Origin of the sequence: Paenibacillus taihuensis (genome assembly GCF_003386535.1) — a bacterium.
Taxonomy (GTDB): Bacteria; Bacillota; Bacilli; order Paenibacillales; family Paenibacillaceae; genus Paenibacillus_Z; species Paenibacillus_Z taihuensis.
Genome location: NZ_QTTN01000022.1, coordinates 51335 through 77121, shown reverse-complemented (window position 1 = coordinate 77121; position 25787 = coordinate 51335). Strand labels below are relative to the sequence as shown.

The 25787-nt window shown below is 53.3% G+C and carries 24 protein-coding genes; 4 read left to right on the top strand and 20 right to left on the bottom strand.

Annotation, left to right across the window (positions count from 1 at the left end; translation table 11 throughout):
- Positions 1–152: 152 nt before the first annotated feature.
- On the top strand, positions 153–626 hold the full coding sequence (locus A8990_RS18275; RefSeq protein WP_116190481.1) for a C40 family peptidase: 474 nt from the start codon (positions 153–155) through the stop codon (positions 624–626).
- Between the two features lie 46 nt (positions 627–672).
- On the opposite strand, the gene A8990_RS18270 is transcribed toward A8990_RS18275, so the two are convergent.
- On the bottom strand, positions 673–1956 hold the full coding sequence (locus A8990_RS18270) for a voltage-gated chloride channel family protein (protein WP_116190480.1): 1284 nt from the start codon (positions 1954–1956) through the stop codon (positions 673–675).
- A gap of 140 nt (positions 1957–2096) precedes the next feature.
- Between A8990_RS18270 and A8990_RS18265 the strand changes: the two genes are divergently transcribed.
- On the top strand, positions 2097–2252 hold the full coding sequence (locus A8990_RS18265; RefSeq protein ID WP_116190479.1) for a DUF1540 domain-containing protein: 156 nt from the start codon (positions 2097–2099) through the stop codon (positions 2250–2252).
- 116 nt (positions 2253–2368) lie between these two features.
- On the opposite strand, the gene A8990_RS18260 is transcribed toward A8990_RS18265, so the two are convergent.
- The 3 genes from A8990_RS18260 to A8990_RS18250 form a co-directional block, all read right to left on the bottom strand.
- Positions 2369–3172, bottom strand: a complete 804-nt coding sequence (locus tag A8990_RS18260; RefSeq protein ID WP_245996086.1) for a sugar phosphate isomerase/epimerase family protein — start codon at positions 3170–3172, stop codon at positions 2369–2371.
- Positions 3173–3255: 83 nt separating this feature from the next.
- Positions 3256–5013 carry an ABC transporter ATP-binding protein gene (locus tag A8990_RS18255; RefSeq protein ID WP_116190478.1) on the bottom strand — a complete coding sequence of 586 codons (1758 nt, stop codon included), beginning with the start codon at positions 5011–5013 and terminating at the stop codon, positions 3256–3258.
- 53 nt (positions 5014–5066) lie between these two features.
- Complete coding sequence (locus A8990_RS18250) at positions 5067–6038, bottom strand: serine hydrolase domain-containing protein (protein ID WP_116190477.1); 972 nt, start codon at positions 6036–6038, stop codon at positions 5067–5069.
- A 93-nt stretch (positions 6039–6131) separates the two neighbouring features.
- On the opposite strand from A8990_RS18250, the gene A8990_RS18245 reads away from it, so the two are divergent.
- On the top strand, positions 6132–6902 hold the full coding sequence (locus tag A8990_RS18245; protein WP_116190476.1) for an alpha/beta hydrolase: 771 nt from the start codon (positions 6132–6134) through the stop codon (positions 6900–6902).
- Positions 6903–6958: 56 nt separating this feature from the next.
- Here the strand turns inward: A8990_RS18245 and A8990_RS18240 are convergent, their stop codons facing one another.
- From A8990_RS18240 to A8990_RS18175, 13 genes are all read right to left on the bottom strand, one after another.
- A complete protein-coding gene (locus A8990_RS18240; protein ID WP_181909652.1) occupies positions 6959–8317 on the bottom strand; it encodes a beta-propeller fold lactonase family protein in 1359 nt (452 codons plus the stop codon).
- A 187-nt stretch (positions 8318–8504) separates the two neighbouring features.
- Positions 8505–8714 carry a hypothetical protein gene (locus tag A8990_RS18235; protein ID WP_116190474.1) on the bottom strand — a complete coding sequence of 70 codons (210 nt, stop codon included), beginning with the start codon at positions 8712–8714 and terminating at the stop codon, positions 8505–8507.
- An 84-nt stretch (positions 8715–8798) separates the two neighbouring features.
- The gene (locus tag A8990_RS18230; protein ID WP_181909651.1) at positions 8799–9059 is read right to left on the bottom strand and encodes a 2-oxo-4-hydroxy-4-carboxy-5-ureidoimidazoline decarboxylase; all 261 of its coding nucleotides are present in this window, start codon (positions 9057–9059) and stop codon (positions 8799–8801) included.
- A 16-nt stretch (positions 9060–9075) separates the two neighbouring features.
- Positions 9076–9720 carry a nucleotidyltransferase family protein gene (locus A8990_RS18225; RefSeq protein WP_181909650.1) on the bottom strand — a complete coding sequence of 215 codons (645 nt, stop codon included), beginning with the start codon at positions 9718–9720 and terminating at the stop codon, positions 9076–9078.
- 249 nt (positions 9721–9969) lie between these two features.
- Positions 9970–10308, bottom strand: coding sequence for a hypothetical protein (locus tag A8990_RS18220; protein WP_116190471.1), 339 nt, complete (start codon positions 10306–10308; stop codon positions 9970–9972).
- A 70-nt stretch (positions 10309–10378) separates the two neighbouring features.
- Complete coding sequence (locus tag A8990_RS18215) at positions 10379–11686, bottom strand: DUF4129 domain-containing protein (protein ID WP_116190470.1); 1308 nt, start codon at positions 11684–11686, stop codon at positions 10379–10381.
- Positions 11683–12777, bottom strand: a complete 1095-nt coding sequence (locus A8990_RS18210) for a DUF58 domain-containing protein (protein ID WP_116190469.1) — start codon at positions 12775–12777, stop codon at positions 11683–11685. The genes A8990_RS18215 and A8990_RS18210 overlap by 4 nt, the downstream gene beginning before the upstream one ends.
- Before the next feature lie 20 nt (positions 12778–12797).
- Positions 12798–13763, bottom strand: coding sequence for an AAA family ATPase (locus A8990_RS18205; protein WP_116190468.1), 966 nt, complete (start codon positions 13761–13763; stop codon positions 12798–12800).
- A gap of 81 nt (positions 13764–13844) precedes the next feature.
- On the bottom strand, positions 13845–15134 hold the full coding sequence (serS, locus tag A8990_RS18200) for a serine--tRNA ligase (RefSeq protein ID WP_116190467.1): 1290 nt from the start codon (positions 15132–15134) through the stop codon (positions 13845–13847).
- A gap of 294 nt (positions 15135–15428) precedes the next feature.
- Positions 15429–15701 carry a hypothetical protein gene (locus A8990_RS18195; protein ID WP_116190466.1) on the bottom strand — a complete coding sequence of 91 codons (273 nt, stop codon included), beginning with the start codon at positions 15699–15701 and terminating at the stop codon, positions 15429–15431.
- Positions 15702–15860: 159 nt separating this feature from the next.
- Positions 15861–17669 (bottom strand): ABC transporter ATP-binding protein, encoded by a 1809-nt coding sequence (locus A8990_RS18190; RefSeq protein ID WP_116190465.1) that lies wholly within the window; start codon positions 17667–17669, stop codon positions 15861–15863.
- Positions 17670–17744: 75 nt separating this feature from the next.
- The gene (locus A8990_RS18185; protein ID WP_116190464.1) at positions 17745–19493 is read right to left on the bottom strand and encodes an ABC transporter ATP-binding protein; all 1749 of its coding nucleotides are present in this window, start codon (positions 19491–19493) and stop codon (positions 17745–17747) included.
- 1114 nt (positions 19494–20607) lie between these two features.
- Positions 20608–21141 (bottom strand): ADP-heptose synthase, encoded by a 534-nt coding sequence (locus tag A8990_RS18175; protein ID WP_116190462.1) that lies wholly within the window; start codon positions 21139–21141, stop codon positions 20608–20610.
- A 165-nt stretch (positions 21142–21306) separates the two neighbouring features.
- On the opposite strand from A8990_RS18175, the gene A8990_RS18170 reads away from it, so the two are divergent.
- Positions 21307–22314: a YpdA family putative bacillithiol disulfide reductase gene (locus A8990_RS18170; RefSeq protein ID WP_116190461.1), complete on the top strand. Its 1008-nt coding sequence runs from the start codon at positions 21307–21309 to the stop codon at positions 22312–22314.
- 112 nt (positions 22315–22426) lie between these two features.
- On the opposite strand, the gene A8990_RS18165 is transcribed toward A8990_RS18170, so the two are convergent.
- The 3 genes from A8990_RS18165 to A8990_RS18155 form a co-directional block, all read right to left on the bottom strand.
- Positions 22427–22954: a hypothetical protein gene (locus tag A8990_RS18165; protein ID WP_116190460.1), complete on the bottom strand. Its 528-nt coding sequence runs from the start codon at positions 22952–22954 to the stop codon at positions 22427–22429.
- Between the two features lie 32 nt (positions 22955–22986).
- Entirely contained in the window at positions 22987–23274 is a 288-nt protein-coding gene (locus tag A8990_RS18160) for a hypothetical protein (protein ID WP_116190459.1), read from the bottom strand.
- Positions 23275–23401: 127 nt separating this feature from the next.
- The gene (locus tag A8990_RS18155) at positions 23402–25708 is read right to left on the bottom strand and encodes a thiamine pyrophosphate-dependent enzyme (RefSeq protein ID WP_116190458.1); all 2307 of its coding nucleotides are present in this window, start codon (positions 25706–25708) and stop codon (positions 23402–23404) included.
- Positions 25709–25787 lie beyond the last annotated feature (79 nt).

Below are 25787 nucleotides of genomic sequence, written 5' to 3'. Positions count from 1 at the left end.
ATGAAGATTTTCTAATGGAATTCTCATACTTTGCGTGAAACCCTTGCTATTGCTTAGGAATCCGCTTACACAGTAAATGCTGGTAATTTTTCTTGTGATATAGTGCAATTAGGTCATTTGTCCTATCACATTCATCACAGGGGGAACCAATTATGAAAAAGACAAATATGAGCAAGCTACTCATGAGCGTTACGCTTAGCTTTTCTTTATTGATGGGCGGTACAGTCGCGCTGCAAGCAACGCCAGTACATGCAACTTCCGCATCGAAAGCATCGGGTATCATCAGCACAGGTAAAAAATATTTGGGAACACCATATAAATTCGGCGCATCCACAAGCACTACACGCGTCTTTGACTGTTCCACGTTTACGAAATATGTGTACAAGAAGTACGGCATCACGCTGCCTCGTACTTCGTACAGCCAATCGAAGGTCGGTTCGTATGTAAGCCGCTCGAACTTGAAGCCAGGCGACTTGGTCTTCTTCTACAAGCCAGTTCACCATGTCGCGATCTATATCGGCAACGGCAAAATCCTGCACACGTACGGCAAGCCAGGTGTCGTCATCTCCAGCCTGAACTCCAGCTGGTGGAGCTCGCACTACACGACAGCACGCCGCGTCAACTAGTGTTTGAAAGCAAGCGAAAGCTATAAAAAAGAAGGGAGGAATCGCTCTAATGAGGAGCGGTTCTTCCCTTCTTTTTTGAATTCGCGTAACCAGGCAGCAGCGATGCGCCAGGTATACGCAGAAACATGCGCGGCTTCGGCACGCCGAGCAGCTGCGACTCATAGATGCCGGCATGGCCGGAGAACATATAGCTGATGAGACAAGCAACAATCATATAGCCAATGCCGGAAGCGCCGAACAGCTCATAGCCAAGCACGATGCAGGCGAGCGGTGTGTTGGAAGCTCCGGCGAACACAGCGATAAGGCCAAGCCCGGCGAGGAACGGAACGCTGAGATGCAGCACAGGCGCGAGCGCATTGCCTAGAGTAGCGCCAATGACGAAGAGCGGCGTAACTTCTCCGCCAAGAAAGCCCGAACCGAGCGTAATAACAGTAAATACCGTCTTCCATGCAAAATCCAGCGATGGCAGCTGTTCATGAAACGACTGCACAAGCAATGGCAGGCTGAGACCGAGATACGTCCGAGTTCCGGCAATATAGACAAGTGTAATTACAGCAGCTCCGCCAATGAAGCTTCTAAGAGGCGCATTTGCCACATATCGGCTGAAGACCAGCTTCAGCGATTTGATTCCCATCACGAATAGCCAGCTCATAAGTCCGAAACCGATCCCTGCCGCAGCTACTTTCAACAGAAGCACGACCGAGAATGTAGGAATAATGCCCATACTGTAGACGAGATGCTTGATCCCGTATGCCCGTGTCAGCCAATCACCGACAAAAGCCGAAATGACGACGGCGATGATCGCTTTGTAAGCAACACGCCTTCCCATCGTGACCACTTCAAGTGCGAACACAGCGCCGGCAAGCGGCGTACCGAAGACTGCTCCGAAGCCGCCGCTTATTCCGCATAGTAACAAAATCCGTCTATCCGCAGCATCCGCTCTCACCCACCTCGCCGCGAGCTCTGCCAAACTGCCGCCCATCTGTACGGCCGTTCCTTCCCGTCCAGCCGATCCGCCGAACAAGTGCGTCACCCAAGTGCCAAGCAGAATGAATGGCGCCATCCGCAGCGGCACGCGTTCATACTCACCTGGCTGATCCTTCCGGATCTGCTCCACGATGAGATTGTTGCCCCGTGAAGAGGCACCGCCCCGCTTCATATACCCATAGCTGAAGGCCGCTCCTCCAAGCGGAAGAAGAAACAATAACCACTTATGCGACTCTCTTACATCCGTCACATAATCAAGCCCTGCCAGAAACAGCGCTGAAGCAGAGCCCGATAGTATTCCGACAATTAATCCGTATAAGACCCATTTTACAACTGTTCGCATCGCATGTTCGCCTCTTACCTTCTACAGAAATGATATCCCCATCATAGCCGCTCAAACCTTACACCGGCAATAATCTTCTCGTATGGAGTATAAAAGGCATGTCAAAACGTCCATCCTAAATTAGAATGGAGGTGATCTCTATGGCAAAAGACGTACTGTGCGAAGTAAATTCCTGCAAGTATTGGGCAGCAGGCAATAACTGCAATGCATCGTCGATCTATGTTGTGAACAATCGCGGTCAGAATGCGAAAAACTCGGAAGAGACAGACTGCAAAACCTTCGAGCCGAAAATTTAATGTGGAAGTAAAACAATGAGCCGCCTTGTCCGAGGCGGCTCATCCTGTCCCTCTATACCGTAGTATAGCCAACAGTGATAATAATTATCAGTGAGAATGGGTTTTCTCGATTTCGATTAAACCCACTGCTTTACATTTTCACGGAAACGTCTGTAGATCCAGTCGTTTACTTCCCACAGGTCTGCAACCGGCACGTTCGTATGCGGCAATGTGTGCAGGTAGCCTGGAGGGCCGAATTCAGGCGCAACATAAGCGAACTGTTGACCTTGCGCGGCACGAGCCTCAATCATTTGCTTCCACCAGCCTTCGAACAGCGCAACTTCTGTTGCATATTCCGGCGCGGATGGATCCGGAACTTGCGGGCCTTCTGCGTAACCGACGCGAGCATGAATGTGCAGCGTACGGGAAACGGCAAGCGCGATATCTGCTTGATTCTCTTCCAGATGCGATTCACATACACATGTCCAGTGGCTGAAATCCGCAGTCAGCTTCAGCTCAGGCAATGCTTCGAGCAAACGAGCTGTCGTCCAAGGCGTGAACATCGCGCGCTGACGGTGTGTTTCATGACCGACCATCAGGCCAGTCGAACGTTCAACTTGAAGTGCCTTCTCGAAGAAGTCCACTTGCTGTTCAAATGTCATCGAATCACGTGCGCTGTGCGAGTTTACGAACAGCGGCTTGAAGGATACTGCGCGCTCGACCTGCTCGGCGAAGCTTGCAGCGTGGTCAGGTCCGCCTGTGAAGATTTGCGGTACAAAGTCAAGACCGAATTCTTGAAGAAGCTCTTTAAACTCCGATTCTTCAGCCGCATCCGGCATCGGTGTTTCGATTCCGTCAAAGCCTGCTGCTTTAATGCGGGTAAACATCTCGCGGTATGTGCCTTCCATTCCCCATAGAGGTTTCAAAAATTTCGTTTGCAAGAGCTTGTTCCTCCTAAAGTCTAATACCGTTATAATTTGGTGCACATTCCACTATACACTTTGGTTGTCCGACAAGACTACGCTTATTCTCCGACTTCTGCAACTTGTAATCGTAATTGCTGCGTTGCGAACTCGCGATATAGCGGATGCGTTGCCAGCAGCTCATCATGCGTACCGCTTCCCGTCAGCTTGCCTTTCTCCACAAAAATAATTTGATCCGCGTCGACGACCGTTGACAGCCGGTGTGCGATAACGAGCGTCGTGCGGCCCGCCATCAGATTCTTCAGCGCTTCCTGCACAACGACCTCGGACTTGCTGTCCAGCGCTGACGTCGCTTCGTCGAGCATCAGTATCTTCGGATCGCGGAGCAGCGCTCTCGCGATTGCAATCCGCTGCCGCTGGCCGCCCGACAGTTTAATGCCGCGCTCGCCAACCTCTGTATCATAACCCTCTGGCAGCTCACTAATAAAGTTGTGTGCGTATGCCATCTCCGCCGCCTTCACAAGTTCTGCATCGTCCACTTCGTGCTCGATACCGTAGCAGATATTTTCGCGGATCGTCCCTGCAATTAGAGGACTCTCTTGTGACACGTACCCAAACTGGCTGCGCCACTCGCGAAGGTTGAAGCTGTCGATCGCCTCGTTGCCATACTTGATCGTGCCTCCGGTCGGTTCGTAGTAACGCTCCAGCAGCGAGAACAGCGTTGTTTTGCCGCCGCCGCTTGGTCCGACGATCGCCGTCACTGTGCCAGGCTCGACACGGAAATCGAGATTCGTCAGCACAGGTTCACCATTGCCATACCCAAAGCTCAAATCATGGATTGTAATGGCCTTAGCCCCTTCACCAACCGGTTTGCCTACAGAGTGATCCTCTTCAGGCGAATCGAGGATGGAGCCGATCCGCTCAGTCGCACCGACTGTTTTCTTGAACTGCGTGAAGAACGTCGTAATCTGCGTCATCGGCATTACGATTTGGATCAAATAGAGGATGAATGCGACGAGCTCACCTGCACTAAGTGCGCCAGAGGAAACACGCATACCGCCATACCCAACGATGACAACAAGCAGCATCATCATAACGAAGTAGATAAGCGGAGCAATTAACGCCTGAATCTTCGCTTCCTTGACTCCAAACTGATACAAGCTTTTAATCCACTTATTGCCCGCTGCATACTCTCTACGTTCTGCATTCATCGATTTTACAAGGCGCACTTCTGACAGCACCTGCGTTAAGGTGGTCGTAAACGATGCCGTTTCCTTCTGCAGCCCTTTGGAGATGTGGTACATCTGTCTGCCAAGCGGTACCATGAATAACGCTGCGATCGGGATTACGCCGAGCATGACAGAAGTCATCTGCCAATCCATATAGAACAAGACGATGACCGATCCGATCACGCTAATAATGCCGGACAAGAAGCTCGTGAGATTCTCAGCAATAAGCTGCTTCACGATGCCGGTGTCGTTAGTCATACGGCTAATCGTCTCGCCCGTCCGGTTGCTATCGTAGTACGGAATCGGGAGCACCAGCAGCTTCTTCCATAACCGGTCTCGCAAATTCGCCACAATTCTCTGCCCGGATACGTTCAGCATGAAACTGGCAAAGCCGCTCACGACCGCTTGCAATACAAACACGCCACCGAACACCGTTAGCTGCTTCCAGCTCAAATTGCTCAGCGAAAATCCGTCGACGAGATTTTTCGTAAATAGCGGGATGAGGAGCGATACTCCCGTTCCTGCCAAGCTCATCAATATCGCAGTAATCAGCATGGCCTTCGACGGCTTCGTCCTAGCGATCAGCCGAACCAGCTGCTTCCAATTTCCTTGTTGTTCTTTCTCTTCCATGATGTCATCCTTACCTTTCCCACTAGAGGTGATGAGTGAAAGAATAGCATCGCTTAATGAACGGAAGATGAACAGAAGGGCACGATGGTTTCGAGAAGAAGCTGCTTGGCATAGATGGCGCTGCTCTTCCCTTCCGGCTCTTTGCGTATCGCGACTGCGAGCTCGAGCGACGGCACAACGGCAATATATTGACCCCCGTATCCTTTGGCAAAAAAGAAGTCGATCACGCGGTTATGCGCCTGCGAGGAAACCCACCAGTGGTAGCCGTACTCCCCGAATATAGGCGGTTCGTAGTGCGAGAAGCCTTTATGATGGGCCGCCGTCGATGTCGCTACCCACGCTTCAGGAACCACTTGCTCGCCTTCCCATTTCCCGCCTTGCAGGTACAATTGACCGAACTTCGCCATATCCGCCACCGTCATATGCAGCCCTACTCCCCCTTCGAAGATGCCTGCGGCGTCACTGTTCCATTTCGGTTTTCGGAATCCAAGCTTCTTGAACAACATCCGATCCGCATATTCGTACGTCGACATTCCTGTCACCTGCGTCAAAATCGCCGATAACAGATGCGAACCGCCTGAGTTATATGCGAAGGCATCGCCCGGTTCATGCTCCATCGGCTGCGAGAGCACGAACGATACCGCGTCGTCTACACGTTTCATCTGCCAGTACGGCTTATCGAATTCCGGCCACTCGATGCCGGAGGTCATCGTCAGCAGGTGCTTGATGCGAATCTCGCGTTTCCGTTCGTCCTCAGATGAGGCGAGCTCTGGGAAGTAACGGCTGACCGGCGTTTCAATACTGTCGATCAAGCCTTGCTCAAGGGCGATGCCGATCAGCGCGGACAAGATGCTCTTCGTGCAGGAATAGACTGCGCCGATGCGATCTCCCCCTTTGTCATGCCATTCCCAGATTGATGCCCCGCCTTGCAGGGCGACGACGTCTTTGATTTTCCAATTGTGCAGCTGTTTAAGCAGTTCGTCGTTCAGGATGCCTTGCGGGGCACCCGTTGATATCAGCTTCATGCGTGCGGTCCTCGCTTATTTGTTTAAGTGTGTTTCCAAAGTGTGTAAAATAAAGGTGAACTTATATCCGTCTAGGAGGCGCTACCATCCATTATGGCACTAATTCAATGTGATTTCTTCTCGGAAACGCTCGGACTTTCCTCATCGATGAACGTTATTTTGCCGCAATCGGCCCCTTCTCAAATCGGAATGGACTCCAAGGCCGGTCATGCTCAGGCCAAGCATAAGACGCTTTATTTGCTTCACGGCCTCTCCGACGATCACTCCATCTGGCTTCGCCGCACTTCGATCGAACGTTACGTCTCTTCGCTCGGCATCGCGGTTGTCATGCCTGCCGTTCACCGCAGCTACTATGCCGACATGGCTGCCGGCGGCAACTATTGGACGTTCATCAGCGAGGAGCTGCCAGCGATTGCGCGTTCCTTCTTCCCGTTGTCGGACCGCAGAGAGGACAACTTCGTCGCGGGCTTGTCCATGGGCGGCTACGGCGCGTTTAAGCTGGCGTTGAACAAGCCGGACCAATATGCGGCTGCAGCAAGCTTGTCCGGCGCGCTTGATGCGGCCAAGCTTGCTGCTCGCATGCCGGATCTAGCGAACCAGATCTTCGGCGCGGGCAATGGAGCTAATGAAGTGCCGAATAATCTATTCCTCGCGGCAGATACATTGGTGCAATCTGATTCATCCATACCGCTATTATACCAATGCTGCGGAACGGAAGATTTCTTATATGAGGATAATATCCGTTTCCGAGAGCATGCGAAGCAGCTTGGCTTGCCGCTCGCGTATGAAGAAGGCCCCGGCGAGCATGAGTGGGGCTATTGGGATAAGCAAATCCAGCGTGTGCTGGAATGGCTGCCGCTGTAATAACGAAGCCGCTGAAATCGGGGTGCTCGCACCTCGATTTCAGCGGCTTCTTCTTGTTAATGAAGCAAGATTGGCGAGATGGCGATGCCGGACGGGAAGCTGCCTGTCGGCAGGATCGCGATCGGCAGCTGGCTCGCTACCTCAATTGCCGCAACATAGCCGAAGGTGAGAATCGTCACGTACACCTTCGTGCCGTCTGGCGTAATCGCAACATCGCTTGCGTTGCTGCCGCCTGGCAGCTCAATTTGAGTCAGGATCTCGTTCCGGGACAGATTGATGACCGTTACCTCATCCCCGCCGCGTGCGGCCACATAAGCGAGTGCGCCATCTGGAGTAATGACCAGCTTCTGCGGATCTGCGCCAGAATCCAGCTTAATGGTTGTCAGCAGCGTGTTCAAACTGAGCCGGATCACATAGATGCGATCGTGATGCACATCCGTCACGTACGCAAGTGTACCATCTGGCGTAATCGCGATGGATGAGGGCTTCGCTCCACTTGGCAGCTTAATCATCGGCAGCAGCGTCTGCTTCACCGTGTCGAGTATCGCGATTACTCCTTTATTGATGAGACAGCAGTACACCCGCTTCCCATCCGGCGCAATCGCCATATGAACCGGATCGCTGCCTTTGGGGAGCGAAACCAGCTTAACAAGCGACCTTGTGGCTGTGTCCACGATGATCATATAGTCTTCGACCAGCGTCGTAATGAACGCCATCGAAGCATGCTTCGCAACTGCAACAGCAATCGGCACAGCACCTTGCGGGAACATGAACAGACCGGTCACTTCGTGGGTTAACGTATCGATGACACGGACGATTTTGTCCCCTTGGCAAATTACGTACACCTCGCGCCCGTCCGGCGTGAAATCAAGCGATCGCGGACTGCTCCCCGCAGGCAGCGTTATTGTCGCGATGCGACTATGTGTTGCTGTTTGAATGACCGTTATGGAATGCTGCGTATGATTCGCAACATAAGCATGCGTCATTTCATCCATGTAACTGCCCGCAGCCGTAACTTGATGCTGCGCAATGAGCTCGCCATGCTCATCATGCTCCGCGACCGCCGCAATGACTTCTCCTGCCGCCAGCCCTGTCGTCGTAATGCGCACCCCATATAGGGGCAACCGACTGACGTCATGCTTCAACGTGTACGTGCAATCCGATTTCTGCTCGGACCCAAGCTGGATGAGTGCTGAACGCTCCATCTGAATCCGCCCGTAGCCGCTATTGCGTATACTTATGCTCTCGCCCTCTCCTTCCGTCGACTCGCTCTGCTTGCTTTGCGGTGAGACCGCCGAATAAATTTGAATACCGGCCGTTGCCTGCTGTCTACCTCGATTCATCACATGAATGGTCACTGATACGGTGCGCCTTGCTTCCCGATTTACGAGCAGCCCTGTATCCAAGATCGGCATAGGGACGCCTCCTCTACTCTTCCATACCTCCATCGTATGAACTGCTAGAGTAAAAGGCGCGAGACAACTCACTAGGCCTAATTGGTAGATTGACCACACTTACGCAAACACAGGAAAGAACCCGCCGTGAACTCACGCGCGTTGCGCTCTTGTCATTATTACGGCTCCAGAGCTTGCTGTTTGCAGCCTAGCCCTGCGGACCGCTGGAGAACAACGCTTTGATCTCTTCCAGTCTTGCAATCATATGTTTAAGCTCGATCGCGAGGAAATCCTCTTTGGATGCTTCGAACGCTTCTCGAAGCTGTACGAGTCCGTCTGTCGCGGCAGGCAGCAGCTTGAAAGCCTCAATCGCATGCTGATAGTATGGGTGAACCTCGTTAGTTGGCTGATCTGTCAAAAGTTATGCACTCCCTGCATGGTTGTTGGTAAAATATTCTACCACTCCGCCAGCTGGAATGCAAAACCAGCCACAGCTCATCATTTATTCTTCGATGCTCTCTTGGATGCGCGACCAAGTAATCTTCTGAAGCTCAGCCATTGCTTGCCGAGAAATTTGCTCCTCCGGCGCTTCCTTCACCACCTGCATCATCGCTTCATGCAGCTCCATTAACGAATGGAAAGGCCGCATGCCCCAAGCCCGCTCCGCCACCCATGGCGATTGCTCCATTATTCCGCCGAGCTGCCTCACGAACAGCTCACGGCTCATCGTATTCAACTGCCAGAGCTGAAGCCGCTCGCTCATGACGTCAGTCCCTCCCTTATTTGACATTCATTTGTCGCTGCGACCACAGCTGCCGTGCCTCTTCGAGTTCCTCATGTGTATCAATGTCCATGAACGTCCATTCGGCCGCATACCGAACGACTTTCCCTACATAATCCGGCGATTTCAAAATATGTCTGGCTCCTTTATCTCCATCAAGCTCCAACAGCTGCGGGAACAACGATTTGTTCAGAATGAGCGGCGTTCCTACGGACTCTCCGTAACCGCTTGCGACATAGTGCACCGATGGGTCCTCGCGGTATACATATACAAGCCTCTTCAGAAGTGAGGCGGAGATGAAAGGCTGATCCGCAAGAGTGACCAGCACCGCATCCAGCTTCTCTGGCAGAAGTGAGATGAGGCCGCTTCGGAGCGAATAGGACATCCCTTTGCCCGCATCCTTGCACGGCGTGATGCGAAACTTCGGAAGCGCGGCATTACGTTCCTTCCGATTGCGGTCGCATAGCCACAGCAGCGGATCATCCGGCCTTACAACAACGGTAAGCTTATGGAACCCGCAGTAGCGGAGCTCTTGCAAGCCTTGGTTCCCGACAGTGACACCAGGCGCCAGCTCCAGCGGCAGCTTCGGCTCTCCCATCCGAGTGCTTGAGCCCGCCGCCAAATAAATGCAGCCGATTCTCATATGCATCCTCCCTTTTTCACTACTTTGCAAACAAACTCTTTGGTTAAGACTCAGGAATGACCGGCAGCAAACTGCGTCCAGAGTTTAATGTTATATTATATTACATAATAAATCGGTTTGAGACCAGTTTCAAGACTTTTATGTTAATTTACATAACATATAATTAACAAACGAGTCCAGAATAAAAGCCCCTCTCGTTCAGATCCGAACAGGACCGCGAGAAGGGCTTCTCCAATCAGACAATCGGCGTTATTGCCGATATGAATTTGATACTGAATTCGAATTCGAGCCGATACCTTGAATGTGAGCTACTGCGTGCTGAATCTTCTGCTGGAGCAGCTTGATCTGGCGGCGCTGCGCATCCATTTGCATTTGCAGCTGATTCTCCGCTTGCTGCAGCTCGCGTTCGATGCCATTAAGCTGCTGAATGACTTGCTGAACCTGTTGAGATTTCGGATCGAGCCCAACACGCTTCAGCGCTTCCTGCGCCTGCCGCTGTTCTTGCTGTTCACGCTGTCGCACCTGCGCCTGAAACTGTTCATAGCTGAGCTGCTGGCTATTGATCGGTTGTCCGCCTTGCATATCCATTTTCCGCAAATCCTCCCCTGCGTAACCAAATATTGTTGTCCGCAAGTAGGATGCCCGAACCGCTGGAACATTATGTTTTATTCCGCCCGTCAACGCGGCTCATGGAATCTGCGAGGCGTCCCACCTGCTCATCAGAGATTCTGCCGCTGCCATATCTCACTTGCTGATACGCTTGTACAAGCTCTGACGATGCCGAAGCATCTGCATTGATGAGACCTTGTGACTGGATTTCAGCTGCCACTTCGATCGGTGTCAGATGCGGTCTGAACGTATAACCTTTGCGTACTCCGCTGCCAATCCACCGCCGGTACAGATAGCGGACTCGCGACTCGTTGTCCTTCAAGTCCTTCCAGCGAACGCGAGGCTCCTTCGACCGTCCGCGCCACAGCTCGCTCAGCTTCCGGGATTTGTGAATCCGCTCAACCTGATCGACGTAGCCTTTGGACGAGCTCCCTTTGTCCCTGCTGAACAGGTCTTTCAGCTTCAATTGCAGGTTGCGCAGCCACTCCGGCAGATGCTTCAGCTGGCGCATTACAAGCCAGAGCAAGAAGCAGACGACAATGCCAACGATAACATAGAGCGCAATGTCCACCCAATGCGGCATCGTTTTCGCAGGCTTGTTCATGAGTTCCGGCGGAATCGCCGGCGCTTCCTGACCGCCGGTTTGAGGCGCGCTCTCATTCCCGCCTTTCGGCAAGTTACGGAACATCTCCGCGATGGAATGGCCAAGTGCTCCGAAGATCGCCTGCAGCTGATACGAGAGTACGATTAATACCGAGATAACGGCCGTAATCCCGACGAAAATCCGGTTATGACGCCTTACTGTAGGCTCGACGAGCGGCTTTACAGCGCCTGACAGCGTCTCCCGATTCACGTTGCTTTTGTTCGTCTGGAACAGTGTCACCACTAGCGTGAACAAGCCGCAGATAAGCATCAGCGTCCGGTACGTATCGAACTCCGGCTTGAAGCTGAACACGACCGAGCAGAAGAAGTAATACATGAGTCCGAGCACGAAGTCCCGCGGAATCAACCGCAGCAGCGCAGGCGTAATGACATATCTTCCGCCCCGGAATGCCGCAGCAGCTAGCAAAACCGCAGAATAGATGCCATCGAAATGAACACCATACAGCAGGATGCCGGCCACGCCGCCGATTACCGCTGCAACGAGCATCCGCGGGAACGCTCTTACGAATCGAATGAGCGAATTCACTCCCCATCCGATGATGTAGGTTCCGAGCAGAAGCAGCAGCATCTCCGCGAGTGAAACGCCGAAGTTTGGCCGATAAATATAGACAATCAGCACAAGCGGCAAATGCAGGAGTAATTCAATAAGCGCCGTCGTGATAAACAGACTAGCGCCGGAGAGTGGTTTTCTCATCCTGCAGCCTCCTCTTGGCCCTGAACAGGAAGCCAGTCGACGGAATGACCATTGTCACGCAGCATCCGCATCGCCCGCTCGATCGGTTCACTCATGAATGCCGAGATAACTACGACATCGTATCGTTCTTCCCATTCCGCCGCGAGATTTTCGATCATGGTATCGAACGGCAGCTCCCGCACAATGACGAGCTTCGCCAGCTGATTGTAGAGATGGACCAGATGCTCGCTTCCGCTTCCACGCTCCACCGTCATGACAGTGCCAGGTTTATCAAGGTCACTTCCGTTACATGCAAAAGCCGTCTCCATCCCCTGCTCCGTCGCATACTGCAGAATCGCTGCCGCATACCGAATTCCTTCCTCAATCAGCGCCGTATTGTTCACGGCTTCCCACATTCCGGCGTGATCTTCAACGTTCAGCAGCACGACCAGCCGGTAGTCCGCAGTGTAATCGCGACGGTGTACTTGAAGCGATCCCGCACGTGCGGTTGCATTCCAGTTGATCGATTTCAGCGAATCGCCGTAGCGGTACTCACGAACGCCGCTGATGGCGAACGGATCTTCAACGATCCAACGCTTCACCGTAATATCCCCTTGCCAGCTGCGCGAAGGGAGCTGGATCAAGGAAGGATCGGCAGGCTGCGGATAGACGAGCAGCTCCACCTCGAGCGGCACGGACTTCCAGGAGCTGAACGCGCCGAACAGGTCGCCGAACGTCAAGGACGCGCTCGTGATTCGGTAACAGCCGCGTGCCGTCGCTTGCACCGTATGCCGCCTCGTCAGCTGCTTATTTCCCATCAAGCTGAACAAGCTCCGGTGATTTTGATAGAACTGACCTTTACTCACATCGAAATTGGAATCGCTGTCAAATTTCAAGCCGGCATGCAGCTGCGATTCAACGCGAAGCCAAGGTACCGGAATGAACTTGCGGTTCGTGAGCCGCTCCACCATCTCAATGCGGTCCCCTTCGAAGCAGGTCTCCACATTGAATGACCTCGTATAGCTAACCCCGCGCATCGCCCGATACCGGAAAATAAACCGCTGCACGATGATGACCAGCAGCGCGCTTAGTATATACCAATGAATACCCATCGCTCGCTCCCCCTTTACGCTTATGAGCGGGAAACGAGCGGAGCGTCTGCCGGCACCGGTACCGCCGCCAGAATCGACTGAATGACCTGCTCTGCCGCATCCGCCCGCATCCGCTGAACGCTACGCAGCGCGATACGATGCGCGAGCACAGGAACGACCATTACCTTCACGTCATCCGGCAGCACGAACTGCCGTCCTGCAATCGCCGCTCTCGCTTGGCATGCGCGCAGCAGCGCCTGCGAGCTCCGCGGACTTGCGCCTAGCGCCGCATCCGAGTGAACCCGCGTCGCTTCCACGATCGCGAGCATATAACCAAGCAGCTCATCGCTGACTGCCACACTTGTATAGATTGATTTCGCTTCCTCCAGCTCAGCCGCGCCAATGACCGGCTCCAGCTTCTCGAGCGGGCTGTCCGCCATGAAGCGTTTCATGATGTCGATACCTTCTGCCGTCGATGGATAGCCCATTTTCAGCTTAAATAGAAACCGGTCCAGCTGGGCTTCCGGCAGAGGGAAGGTCCCTTGCTGCTCGATCGGGTTCTGCGTCGCGATGACGAGGAAAGGCTTGCCGAGCTGGTGCGTCGTCCCATCGATACTGACTTGGCGCTCCTCCATGCTCTCGAGCAAGCTCGATTGCGTACGCGGCGTTGCACGGTTGATCTCGTCCGCAAGCACGATATTCGCGAAGAGCGGACCTGGGCGGAACTCGAATTCCGACAGCTTCTGATTGTAGAAATGAATGCCTGTCAGATCCGACGGGAGCAAGTCCGGCGTAAATTGAATCCGCTTGAACTCGCCGTCAATCGACTTCGCAAGCGCTTTCGCAAGTAAAGTTTTGCCCGTGCCAGGCACGTCCTCAAGCAGAACATGGCCTGATGTGAGAATTGCAATGATGAGCTTATCTACAATATCCTCTTTGCCAACAATGACTTTACTTACATTCGAGCGGATCCGATCCGCCGCTTGTGCGATTTTCCCCAAACTCATACAGGCTGTTCTCCTCTCGTCTTCCATACCGTGGAAGATTATCCATTTCAGTATACTCGCTATTGGAGAGGCAGGCTAGACCTAGACTTCTAGGTCAGCCTGAATCTCGGCAAGTCCGCGCATATAAGGACGAAGCGCCTGCGGGATATAGATCGAGCCATCTTCTCGCTGATGGTTCTCGAGGAGCGGAATGAGAATGCGCGGCGATGCAACCATCGTATTGTTGAGTGTGTACGCATACTGCAGCCGGCCCTCTTCATCGCGATACTTAATATTCGATCGTCTCGCCTGAAAATCTAGCAGCAGCGACGCCGAATGCGTCTCGCCATAGTTATTGCGGCTTGGCATCCACGTCTCAATGTCGTACTGCTTGTAATTCTTCTGCGACATGTCGCCGCTGCATACCGCAACGACGCGGTAAGGGAGCTCTAGCAGCTGGAGAAGCTCCTCGCTGTTCGCCGTCATCCGCTCCAGCCAAACGAGCGATTCCGTCAAGTCTGCGCGACATAGCACGACCTGCTCCACCTTCGCGAATTGATGCACCCGGTACAGCCCGTGTACATCGCGGCCCGCCGATCCAACTTCGCTCCGATAGCAAGGCGTAACTGCCGCAAGCAGCTTCGGCTCAGTCAGATCAATGACTTCATCGCTGTAATAGGCGATCAGCGGAACCTCCGACGTTCCGACGAGCCATTTGTCTTCGCCGTTAATGGCATAGGTCTGATCCCGATTCGCTGGAAAATAGCCCGTTGCCACGAGCGTCTGTTCTTTCACAAGAACAGGAACATCGAGTGTTTCAAAGCCCTTGTCGAGCAGCAGATCATACGCCAGCTGTTGAACCGCGCGGTGCAGCTGCAGGCCGTAGTTCTGCAGCACATATTGGCGCGTGCCGCCGATCTTCACGCCGCGGGCAAGATCGATCAGCCTATGCTGCTGCCCGAGCTCCACATGGCTGCGCGGTGCAAACCCGAATTCCGGCACCTCGCCGACGCGCCGTACCTCCACATTATCCTCATCGCTCCTGCCGATTGGCGTGTCTGGCGACATCAGATTCGGCACGAGCAGCATGAGCGCTTCGTACGCGGTTAGAACTGTGCGGAACTCCTCCTCCGCTTGCTTCAACTGCTCCTGCTGCTTCGCTGCTTCCTCCCGCTCCGCCAGATCTTCCTCTTTGCGGCCTTCCCGCATCATGGCCTCGATTGCCTTCGACCTGCGGTTGCGCGCCGCGCGCTGCGACTCGGTCAGCTGCATCAGCTCCCGCCTGCGGTCATCGATGCCGAGCAGCTCGTGAATATCAATCGAAATCCGTTTCTGATTGGCTGCCTCCTGGAACTCGTTTGCTTTCTGACGGATTACATGAATGTCTAACATAGTGAACACTCCTTCGCAAATTTGGGTAAACGAAAAAACGCGCTCCTTCAGTCCCCTGACATGGGACGAAGAACGCGTTCGCGGTGCCACCCAAATTAGCTAACTCGAAGGTTAGCTCCCTTAAGTTCGCGGATAACGGTGCGAGAACCGGAATGCTTGGAGTGTTCGAGCGCAGCAGTTATTCACTGCTATGCCAAACGCTGTACGCAACGCCTCCGAGTTGGATGCTCTTCATCGGCCTGTGTGCTTATTGTTCGTTAGTATAGCAGATCGTTCGCTGCTTATGCAAGCCCATTAAAGAACGGATGAAATAAGCTCTTTATCCAATACTTCGCGCTCGAACTCTTCTGCATATTTGTTCATGCAGTTGCAATAGTAGTCTCTTCTGCAGATCGGGCAAGGAACAGTCAGAAGACGATTAACGCCGATCAGCTTCCAGTCCGGCTTCTTCGTGAAGATCAGTCGAACTTGCGTGTTGTCCGACATTGTAACGACAAAATGATATAATCCTGCTGCCACATTTGTATCTGCCGCTGCAAAATCTTTAATTTTCATATTGAATTTCATAATCAATCTCCTGTTTTGTAGATTTGAAAATTCCTTGTAAGCTTATATAATTTGCGCTTCAATGTCAATTCATTTATCTAGTTTACCCGCATGGGAGCGCATTCAATCATCAAAAAGAAACAGCCCCTCATACCGAGGAGCTGTTATCGATGCTTTCTATTAAGCACCAGTCTGCATGGCAAGCGACTGCTGCATCTCATATTGCGTCATATAGAGCTTATGATATAGTCCGCTTTGCTTCATTAATTCATCATGCGAGCCCTGCTCTGCGATCTGTCCGTCCTTCACGACGAGAATGACGTCCGCATCCCGAATGGTAGACAGTCTGTGCGCGATAATGAACGCCGTACGGCCTTCCAGCATCGTCTGCAGCGCCGCTTGGATGTGCTGCTCGGTGTCCGTATCGACGCTGGACGTTGCTTCATCTAAGATGAGAATGCGCGGATCAGAGAGGAGCACACGACCGAATGCAAGCAGCTGGCGCTGACCGACGGACAGCTTCGAGCCGCGTTCCTCTACCTGCGTCTGGAAGCCTTCCGGGAACTGAAGCGCAATCTTGTCGACACGGACGCTCTCCGCTGCTTGGCGCAGCGCTTCGTCTGGCGCATCCTCATTGCCGTAACGCAAGTTCTCTTCGATCGTACCGGAGAAAATAAACGAATCCTGCAGCACGATCCCCATCTGGCGCCGAAGCGATTCCAGCGTGACATCCTTCACGTCTTGGCCATCGATCAGAATACGGCCGCCTGTTGTATCGTAGAAACGCATGAGCAGGTTCACAACTGTACTCTTACCCGCTCCTGTCGGGCCAACGAGCGCTACTCGCTGTCCTGGCTTGATGCGCAGGTTGATCCCTTTCAGCACATCAGGCTTATTCTCTTCGTAGCGGAATGATACGTTCTCGAACACGACTTCACCGCGGATTGGCTTCATTTCTTTCGCATTCTTGCTGTCCTTCACTTCCGGCTCGGAATCCAGCACCTCGAAGATTCGCTCTGCCGAAGCCATCGCAGACAGCACTTGGCTGTACACTTTGGAGAGCGCGCTAAGCGGTCCCCAGAAACGCCATAGATAATTGATGAACGCCATAATGAAGCCAAGCGTCAGCTCCTTATCCATAACCTGCTTCGCCCCGAACCACAGGACGACACAGGTGCCGATCATGCCGACCATCTCGACCGACGGCCATACCAATGATTCCAGCTTCACCGCGCGCATGAACGCGAACTTGTTGCGTGCGTTCAATTCTTCGAATCGGCGGTTGTTCTCCGACTGGCGCGAGAATGCCTGGATGACGCGAATGCCTTGGATCGTCTCGTTCAGATTGCCGTTAATCGCGGACATCGTCTTCCGGGAACGAGTCCATGATCCTTCGATTTTTGGCTGCATTTTGCCAACGATGATGTACAGAAGCGGCAGTGTCACAAAAGACAACAGCGCCAGTTTCCAGTCCATCCATAGCAGAATGACAACGATACCGATCAGATGCGTAAACTCCATGACCATGGTGATCAGACCGCCGTTGATCAGCTCTCCGATCGCATTCGTGTCGTTCGTAATCCGGGACATGATTTTGCCCGCTGGACGTCCGTCGAAGAACCGGAACGACAACGTTTGAAGATGATTGAATAATTGCTGTCTCAGATCAAATAAAATCCGCTGACCGGTGAAATTGATCAACCGCGTATGCAGGAAGCCGAACAGCCAGCCGAGCGCTTTGAACGATAGCAGCGACAACCCGATCATGTTGATCACGAAGAAGTCCTTCTTCACGATGCCTTCATCGATGATATAGCGAAGCAGAAGCGGCTCGGCTAAGCTTAATCCCATGTTAAACAGGACAATGACAAGAACGATGGACAATACTTTGCGATAAGGAAGCACATAGCGGATAAGCCGCTTCATGTACGCCCTGTTAAACGGCTTCTCTTCTAAATCTTCGCCTTCATCCCATTCGACTTGACTCATGCCGTTCCTCCTCCTTTATGCCGTTAATTGTTATTATTTAATGTGGTTAAGATTATTCGCCTGCGTCAGGCTAATCTATCTCGCCGAAGCAGCCTCTTGCTGCTTGAACAGGCTGCGGAAGAAGCCTTCCTCCTCGAACAGCTCGCGATGCGTGCCCTGCTGCACGATTTTGCCCCCGTCGAGCACGATGATCCGGTCTGCGCGTTTCACGGAAGACAGACGCTGCGCGATGATGAAAGTTGTGCGTCCTTTCATGACTTCCAGCAGCTCTTCGTGAATAGCAGATTCCGTTGCAGTGTCGACGCTAGCCGTCGCTTCGTCGAGTACGAGAATCGGCGGATCCATCAGGATCGCACGCGCTAGCGCAACACGCTGGCGTTGACCGCCGGAGAGTCCTACGCCTCGCTCGCCAATGATTGTGTCGTAGCCGAACGGCATCGTCTCGATGAAGGAGTGGATTTGCGCCTTGCGCGCCGCCCACTCGATCTGCTCCTGCGTCGCCTCAGGCACGCCGTATGCGATGTTCTCGCGGATTGTCGCCGAGAACAGGAATGTTTCCTGCGGTACGATGCCGATTTTGCGGCGGAGGCCTTCGAGCTCGTAGTCGCGAACATCGATGCCATCGATGAGCAGCCGCCCTGAGCTTACGTCGTAGAAGCGTGACAAGAGCGCGATGAGCGAGCTTTTGCCCGAACCCGTAGAACCCAGCACTGCGATGACTTCCCCTTGCTTCACGCCGAGCGAGATCCCTTCCAGAATGCCCGGGTCTGTCTCTGGATTCTGGTCCGCAAAGTGGAATGTCACGCCGTCGAAGGTGACGTTGCCGCGGATACGGTTCGCATCATGGCTATTCCCTGTCTCCGAGTTAATATCGACAGGCGTATCGAGTACTTCGAACACGCGCGGCGCCGCTTTGAGCGCTTGCTGCATGATGTTGATCTGCCAGCCGAGCATATTCAGCGGCCAGATGATCCCCCATGTATACCATTGGAAAGCCATAAACGAACCAAGCGACATCTGACCCTTCGCGACGAAGTAAGCGCTGAACCATGCCATTGTGACGAATACGATACCGCCGTAGAAGTTCATGAGCGGGAATGCTTTGGCTTCCAGCTTGGCGCGTTCCATGTTCGTCTCGAAGTTCTGGTCGTTGCGCGATTCGAACTTGTTCTGCTCAACTTTCTCGCGCGCGAACGCCTTTACGACTCGGATACCCGAGATATTTTCTTGCAGCGTCGTTGTGAGACGTCCCATTTGCTCCCGAATTTGGCCCCAAGCCGGACCGACCTGCTTGTTGAACCGGTAGAGCGCGAACAGCAGCAGCGGTACGCTCGCCATACAGAGCAGCGTCACCTTCCACTGAATGAACAGCATGAACACGATCGTGCCGAAGAACGTAGCTACACCCATGAACATCGCCATTGAACCGAAGCCGATGAAGTTCTTCACCGATTCGATATCGCCTGTCATCCGGGACATGAGCTGCCCGGTCTGCGCCTTGTCGTAGTACGTGAACGACAGCCGCTGAAGGTGATTGTACAGCTGGCTTCGCAGCGAGTAGACAACGTTCTGGCCGACAAGCTCCTGCGCCCAGCCTTGCCAGAACATTCCGAGACTCTTCACGATTTGCAGCACGATGAGCCCTAACACGAACACCAGCACGATCTTCATGTTGCTGTCTCCGATGCCTTTATCAAAAACCTGCTTCAGCATCCATGGCGCTATAAGGTCGAGCAGCGTGCCGAGCAGCATCAGCGCTGTCGACAATACGACCCATCTCGTGCTGGGACGCATATATTTCATAAGCCTTATTAACACTTTCACAGTCGTACTTCCCCCTTTATGCAAACATGCATGAGGCTCCGTTAACGGCAATGAACGACTCCGCCTTCCGCGTCAGGCGAATACGCGTTCTGTGCAACAAAAAAGGAGACCTCGAGCCGCATGGCTCAAAGTCTCCTTACACACAGAAACGGTTGCAGCGCTGCCTAGGGCAGCTGATGCACTCTGCGTAAGAAGTCGGGCCGATGGAGCTGAGCTTGCATGGTATCCCGCACAACAATCTGCATGTAAGTCATATCCATCGCCCTCCTTTCGTTTGTTAGTTTTCCGTCACTCGGAACATCCAAATCTTAACATCACTTTATCGCGGTGCGCAAGAGGCTAATTGCAAATTTATTTTTTCTCCATGTGGGTATAGATACGGTCCGATACGAACGAGCGTGGGCTTGCCAGCTCTCCGCATGATGCCAAAGTTAGGTCAATCTCCACGTTGCCTTGTCCATCCATCTAGCATTATATGAACTATCAACATCATGGAGGAGAGGCCAATGGCAATTCGTTACACCCAAAGCGGTAGCGGCGGAATATTAACCGCCTACTCGCAGCTTAAAATAAATGATGGGTTATTGACCCTTAGATTCGTCGATGTCCAGAAGTACCGTAAAGGCAGAATTTTCAGCTCGCTCCGAATATCCTTGAATGGTCAGACGCTGCTTATATCCAGAAACAGCATCAAACCGGATTCGGCTAATGGCGGGTGCGGCTGCAAATCCGGATGCGGTTGCGGCGGCGGAGGCAGCAATGGCGGTTCAGGTGCAAGAAGGTCCTTTCAAGTCATCAACGGATCGCTAATTAACCGTTTAAGCGGAGCCATCGCGTTGCTCTTCCTTAGATTGAGACGAGCTATGCTCGCTTTTCTCCAGAACTCCCCGAATTTCGCTCCTAACCTCCCTTGTTTCTTGCGCATCCCAATCTGCCGTGTTACTGAGGCCCGTGTGATTACAAGCTGCAGGCTAAGCGGGAAGCCCATGGCGGATTGCATCCGCGAAGGCGAAATCTTCTACAACGAATGCAAAGGCGATTGTTAAACCAAACAAAGTCCGCGGGCTTCTGCGCGGACTTTGTTTGTGTTTGGAATAGGAACTATCATCTACGTCTACAAATCGGTCATCGTATCGAAATCCGCAGCAGTAATCCCTTGCTCCACCGCAAACTCATAGTCTTCAATATCGTACACCTGCACCGGCACTTCCGCTTCGAGCAGCTTATCCTGGAACTCGAACTGATCGGAGAGCAGCGGAATGCTCAGCTTCTGTGAAGTGAGCAGCAGCTCGGTTTCAATCGGGTCAAAATATTCCCCGTACTGCGCGTTATCGACGGCATGAACAACGGTGAATTGGATACGTTCATTCAGCAGCAGCGGCGAGCTTTGACGCCATGGCATCTGCAGCGCACGCTCAATTTTCTTCCGGTTGAACGGGTCCTCGAAGAAGGCGATCAGCTCCTTGATCTTCCCTTTCACATGGGCATCCTCACCAGGATCGTCCATGACCGGCTCTGAGCCGTCCTTCATGTCATATAGCTCCATAATCGTCGAATATGGCAAGACAAAATCGACAGGCCGGCTTGGCACAAGCAAATGTCCATAGGTTGCCACCATTACGGCTTCAATTACGAATCGCCGTCGCATTCCATCTCCCCCTTTATACAAGCTTAGCTCATTATACAACATATCTATTATCCGACACAGAGCCAAATGCTTGTTTTATGGCGAGCCATCACGTGCCAGCTGTGCTAAAATAAATTTTAACCGTTCTACATTTTGTAATCCCGTATTGGAGTTGATTGCGCAATTATGCAAGCTGAACAAGTGATCATTATCGGCGCAGGTCCTTGCGGCCTTGCCGCTGCCATTGAGCTGCAGTCGATCGGAATTTCGCCCTTGATAATCGAGAAACGCAACGTCGTCCATTCGATATCGCAATATCCAACGTATATGCATTTCTTCAGCTCGCCGGAGCTGCTCGAGATCGGCGGCATCACGTTTACTACCGCGAACGATAAGCCGTCTCGCGTCGAGGCATTGTCGTATTATCGCAATGTCGCGCTGCGGCATCATGTTCGTATTAACGCCTATGAAGCGGTCACCGCGATTCGGCCTCAGCTGGATGGGAGCTTCGAGCTGGACAGCCACGACCGATACGGCGAGCTGAAGCAGTACCATTCAGCAGCGGTTATCGTTGCAACCGGTTATTTCGATCATCCGAATGAGCTTGGCATCCCAGGCGAGAACACCGATAAAGTAACGCATTTCTTCCGCGAGGCGCATCCGTATACCGGCATGAACGTCGCCATTATCGGCGGCAGCAACTCCGCCATCGATGCCGCACTCGAGCTCGAACGAGCAGGCGCTCATGTCACGGTTATCTATCGCGGTGAGCGGTACTCCTCCAGCATTAAACCGTGGGTCCGTCCGATCTTCGAAAGCCTCGTCACGAAAGGCCGCATCCAGATGCGATTAGCTTCGCGGGTTATCGAGATCAAACCGCATGCTGTCGTAATCTCGCACGGGGAAACAGGCGAGCAAGAAGAGCTTCGGAATGACTTCGTTCTAGCGCTTACCGGCTTCCATCCCGACCGCGGCTTCCTCTCCTCCTTCGGCGTTACGATGGAGGAAGAAGGCTACCCGACGTTCAATGATGACACGATGGAGAGCAATGTGCCAGGTATCTACTTGGCTGGCGTCGTCGCTTCACGGCGCCAGGCGAACGAAATCTTCATCGAATCCGGCCGTTTCCACGGGCGGAAGATCGCAGCGCATTTGCAGCAGAAGGGCATCACGGGCATACCTGTTCAGCAGTAGACACGGCATACACGAAAGAGGCTTTGACTCCGCTCGGCACTTGCTGCCTGCTGGAGTCAAAGCCTTTTTGCTTTTTTTGTACCGCGCCTTAATCGTTCTTCATCGCAGTACGTTACAAGCTCGCAATCGGCTGCAGTCCGTCCCGGTCCGCGCCTGTGAACGTCATCACGGTTGCGATCTTCTGCAATCGGATGTATTCGCTATTCGTCAGCCCTGTCCGGAAGTAGGCGAACATATAGACCGCCTCGATGAAAGTGAGTCCCGGATATACGGCGATGTTCTGATTGGAAAACGGATTATCGAGCAGCACCTGCCACTCGCCGTCGCGTTGACTGGAAGGGATCGACTGAAATATGTCCCGTTTGGACTGGACGATGCCTTCAAACTCCGTCCAGATATACGTCCAAGACGGGCTTGTACGACCTGGCTCAGGTACCGCAAGCTTCGCGCGGCGCATCAGTTCTTCCGCTTGTTCGCATGCTTCGTCCTCGTAGTGGCGCAGGTAGTCCCGGAAATCATCAAGAAAACGGCGCAGCGCCGTGAATCCGTCTTCACGCAGCTGCTGGCCGAAGGCTTGAATATCCGCATCGGACTGCAAGCCGATTAGTTGTTGAAAACTAGCTTCATCCGTCACATGCATGCAGGTGCACCACCCTCTTCTAGCGCTCCAATTTAAGGTTTAATCAGCGTGAGGCTCCCATCATTCTGAAGCACCAGCTTACGCCTTGCATCGTTGTTCAGCTTCACATTGAATACTTTCAGGCGCTCTTCTTTCACCTCGAGCAAATCCCAGCCCGAATCCGGCTCATAGCCGGCACCTGCAAGCGCTTCTTCATACAGCTGCTCTGCCGTCTCCATATCTTCCCACCAGAGCGCGCCATAATATGCAAAATGATACACATTCTGAAGCATACCGCATGCAATTTCACCAGTTCCCCGATGTCTCAGCACGATAGCCATTTGATTCGCAACTCTCCTCGCTTCAAACCCATTCTACGTATCGCTTAACAAAACAAGGCGCGGACGCCTGTTCGCCGCCGCGCCTTGCTCCGTCTTACCGTCCCTAGTCATCTGAAAAACTTACAGCTTATAGATACTCGTTCTCGTGTTTCGCTTTCAAGCGCTGCCAGCGGCGCTCAACCTCGTCCTCGAACGACTTCAGCGCTGGCGCGTACTCTGGGCGTGTCATATGCTTCGTCTTGCCCATGTTCTTCAGCCAGTCGCCGAGCGGAATGCGCTTGCCCTTGTCTTCCGGATTGTACGTGATCGTCGTCACGCCTTCTTCCACCTCGTAGAGCGGGAAGAAGCAGGAGTTCACGGCCTCGTCGATGAGCTCTTGGCCGATCTTCTCTTCAGACAACCAGTTGAGCGGACATGTGATAAGGATTTTACCGTACACAAGGCCGACGTTCTGCGCATAATACTGCGCCTTCGCCGCTTTGCGCAGCAAGTCCTGCGGCAGCGATTCCGAGCCTGTGAAGACGTACGGAATGTTCGTCGCAGCCATAATTTGCGCAGTGTCTTTGTGGTGGAACAGCTTGCCGCCTTGATGCTTGCCGACGTTCGATGTCGACGTACGGTGGCCAAGCGGCGTCGAGTAAGACAGCTGCGCACCTGTATTCATATAGCCCTCGTTATCGTACTCGAGGATAATCATCTTATGATTGCGAAGCGCGCTTCCGATTGCAGGGCCCATACCGATATCCATACCGCCGTCGCCTGTGATCATGACGAACGTGAAGTCATCCTTCAAGTCGTATTGATCCAGCTCGCCGCGGCGCTTGCGCTCCCAGAACATTTCCACAACGCCCGACAGCGTTGCCGCACCGTTCTGGAACAGGTTATGAATATATGTCGCTTTGTGCGAGGAGTACGGGAAGCCCGTTGTAACAACCATCGCGCAGCCCGTTTGATAGAGCGCGACGATATCGCCTTCGATGCCTTTGAAGAACAGCTCGAGACCGGAGAAAATACCGCAGCCCGGACATGCGCCATGGCCTGGAGCAAGCCGCTTCGGCTTCTTCGTCAACTGGCGGACTGGAGGCACTTTGACCTTCAGCTTGCCTGTTGCCTCATCGCGGTCAACCGTGATCAGACCTGTCTTCAAGTCCTCATAAGCAAGCGGTTCAAGCACGCGCTTCGGCGCTTTGTCCGGATCGCCTGGCGTGTGACCCCAGTAATCGAATGGAACTGCAACTTTGCCAGACGCTGCCGCTTCGATCGCCAGCTCGAACAGATGGTGGCCGTCTTCCGCGTAGAAGTCTTTGCCGCCGAGACCGTAGATCCGGCTGATGACAAGCGTATCTTTCACATCAGCCGTGAACAGCGCTGCCTTGATCTCGTTCGTCATATTGCCGCCGTGGCCGCCGTAGGAATCCGCACGATCGCCGATCGTGACAGCCTTCACGCCGCGAAGCGCTTCGGCAATCTCTGCCGCCGGGAACGGACGAATGATGTTCGGTGCGATCGAGCCTGCCTTAATGCCTTTGGCGCGCAGCTGATCGACAACATCCTTAATAATTTCCGATGATGAGTTCATGAGGAATACGGCCACTTCGGCGTCATCCATCCGGTACAGATCAAGTATCGGATAATCGCGGCCTGTCAGCGCCGCGTATTCTTGGCGGATGCGATCGAACACTTTGCCCGCTCTGTACATCGCCTGGGACTGCTGATAGCAGTTATTGATATAATCCGGCTCGTTCATGTAAGGACCGACCGTAACCGGATTGTTGCGGTCAAGCACATGCTTGAAGCCTTCCGGCGAGTGTTCGCCAACAAAAGCATGAACGTCGGCACGATGTGCAAATGTCTGCACGCGGCGCTTCTGATGGGACGTGAAATAGCCGTCGGATGCAACGAGCACCGGAAGTCTAACCTCCGGATCTTCCGCCAGCTTAATCGCCATAATGTTCATGTCATACACCGCTTGCGGGTCGCGGCACATTAGAATCGGCCAGCCCGTATTCAGCGCATAGTACAAATCGGAGTGGTCGCCATGAATATCAAGCGGCCCCGAAACCGAACGGCATACCAGGTTCATAACCATCGGGAACCGAGTACCCGACTGTACCGGCATTTGCTCCAGCATATACAGATAACCGTTCGAGCTAGTCGCGTTGAATACGCGTCCGCCCGCAGCGGATGCACCGTAACAAATACCCGCCGAACCATGCTCGCCGTCCGCCGGGATCAGCTTAATGTCATGCTGACCGTTCGCTTTCATTAAATCTAGAAATTGCGCGACCTCCGTTGAAGGCGAGATCGGAAAATAGCCCATCACATGATAATTGATTTGGTGCGCGGCATACGCTGCCATTTCATTGCCTGACTCGTACACCATGCGCTGCTCCACAGTACCTTGACTCACTTCTTTGTTAATCTCGATGGCCACAGCTTCCCGCTCCTCTCTTTCGAACAAGTTGAAAGTTAGTCGACGTTAATTCGCTTCTGCCAGGTACTGATTAAGCCCC

Coding starts and splice junctions, on each gene's coding strand:
- A8990_RS18275 (WP_116190481.1), top strand. CDS start 153: ATGAAAAAGACAAATATGAGCAAGCTACTCATGAGCGTTACGCTTAGC.
- A8990_RS18270 (WP_116190480.1), bottom strand. CDS start 1,956: ATGCGAACAGTTGTAAAATGGGTCTTATACGGATTAATTGTCGGAATA.
- A8990_RS18265 (WP_116190479.1), top strand. CDS start 2,097: ATGGCAAAAGACGTACTGTGCGAAGTAAATTCCTGCAAGTATTGGGCA.
- A8990_RS18255 (WP_116190478.1), bottom strand. CDS start 5,013: ATGGAAGAGAAAGAACAACAAGGAAATTGGAAGCAGCTGGTTCGGCTG.
- A8990_RS18250 (WP_116190477.1), bottom strand. CDS start 6,038: ATGAAGCTGATATCAACGGGTGCCCCGCAAGGCATCCTGAACGACGAA.
- A8990_RS18245 (WP_116190476.1), top strand. CDS start 6,132: ATGGCACTAATTCAATGTGATTTCTTCTCGGAAACGCTCGGACTTTCC.
- A8990_RS18240 (WP_181909652.1), bottom strand. CDS start 8,317: ATGCCGATCTTGGATACAGGGCTGCTCGTAAATCGGGAAGCAAGGCGC.
- A8990_RS18230 (WP_181909651.1), bottom strand. CDS start 9,059: ATGAGCGAGCGGCTTCAGCTCTGGCAGTTGAATACGATGAGCCGTGAG.
- A8990_RS18225 (WP_181909650.1), bottom strand. CDS start 9,720: ATGAGAATCGGCTGCATTTATTTGGCGGCGGGCTCAAGCACTCGGATG.
- A8990_RS18220 (WP_116190471.1), bottom strand. CDS start 10,308: ATGGATATGCAAGGCGGACAACCGATCAATAGCCAGCAGCTCAGCTAT.
- A8990_RS18215 (WP_116190470.1), bottom strand. CDS start 11,686: ATGAGAAAACCACTCTCCGGCGCTAGTCTGTTTATCACGACGGCGCTT.
- A8990_RS18210 (WP_116190469.1), bottom strand. CDS start 12,777: ATGGGTATTCATTGGTATATACTAAGCGCGCTGCTGGTCATCATCGTG.
- A8990_RS18205 (WP_116190468.1), bottom strand. CDS start 13,763: ATGAGTTTGGGGAAAATCGCACAAGCGGCGGATCGGATCCGCTCGAAT.
- serS (WP_116190467.1), bottom strand. CDS start 15,134: ATGTTAGACATTCATGTAATCCGTCAGAAAGCAAACGAGTTCCAGGAG.
- A8990_RS18195 (WP_116190466.1), bottom strand. CDS start 15,701: ATGAAATTCAATATGAAAATTAAAGATTTTGCAGCGGCAGATACAAAT.
- A8990_RS18190 (WP_116190465.1), bottom strand. CDS start 17,669: ATGAGTCAAGTCGAATGGGATGAAGGCGAAGATTTAGAAGAGAAGCCG.
- A8990_RS18175 (WP_116190462.1), bottom strand. CDS start 21,141: ATGCGACGGCGATTCGTAATTGAAGCCGTAATGGTGGCAACCTATGGA.
- A8990_RS18170 (WP_116190461.1), top strand. CDS start 21,307: ATGCAAGCTGAACAAGTGATCATTATCGGCGCAGGTCCTTGCGGCCTT.
- A8990_RS18165 (WP_116190460.1), bottom strand. CDS start 22,954: ATGCATGTGACGGATGAAGCTAGTTTTCAACAACTAATCGGCTTGCAG.
- A8990_RS18160 (WP_116190459.1), bottom strand. CDS start 23,274: ATGGCTATCGTGCTGAGACATCGGGGAACTGGTGAAATTGCATGCGGT.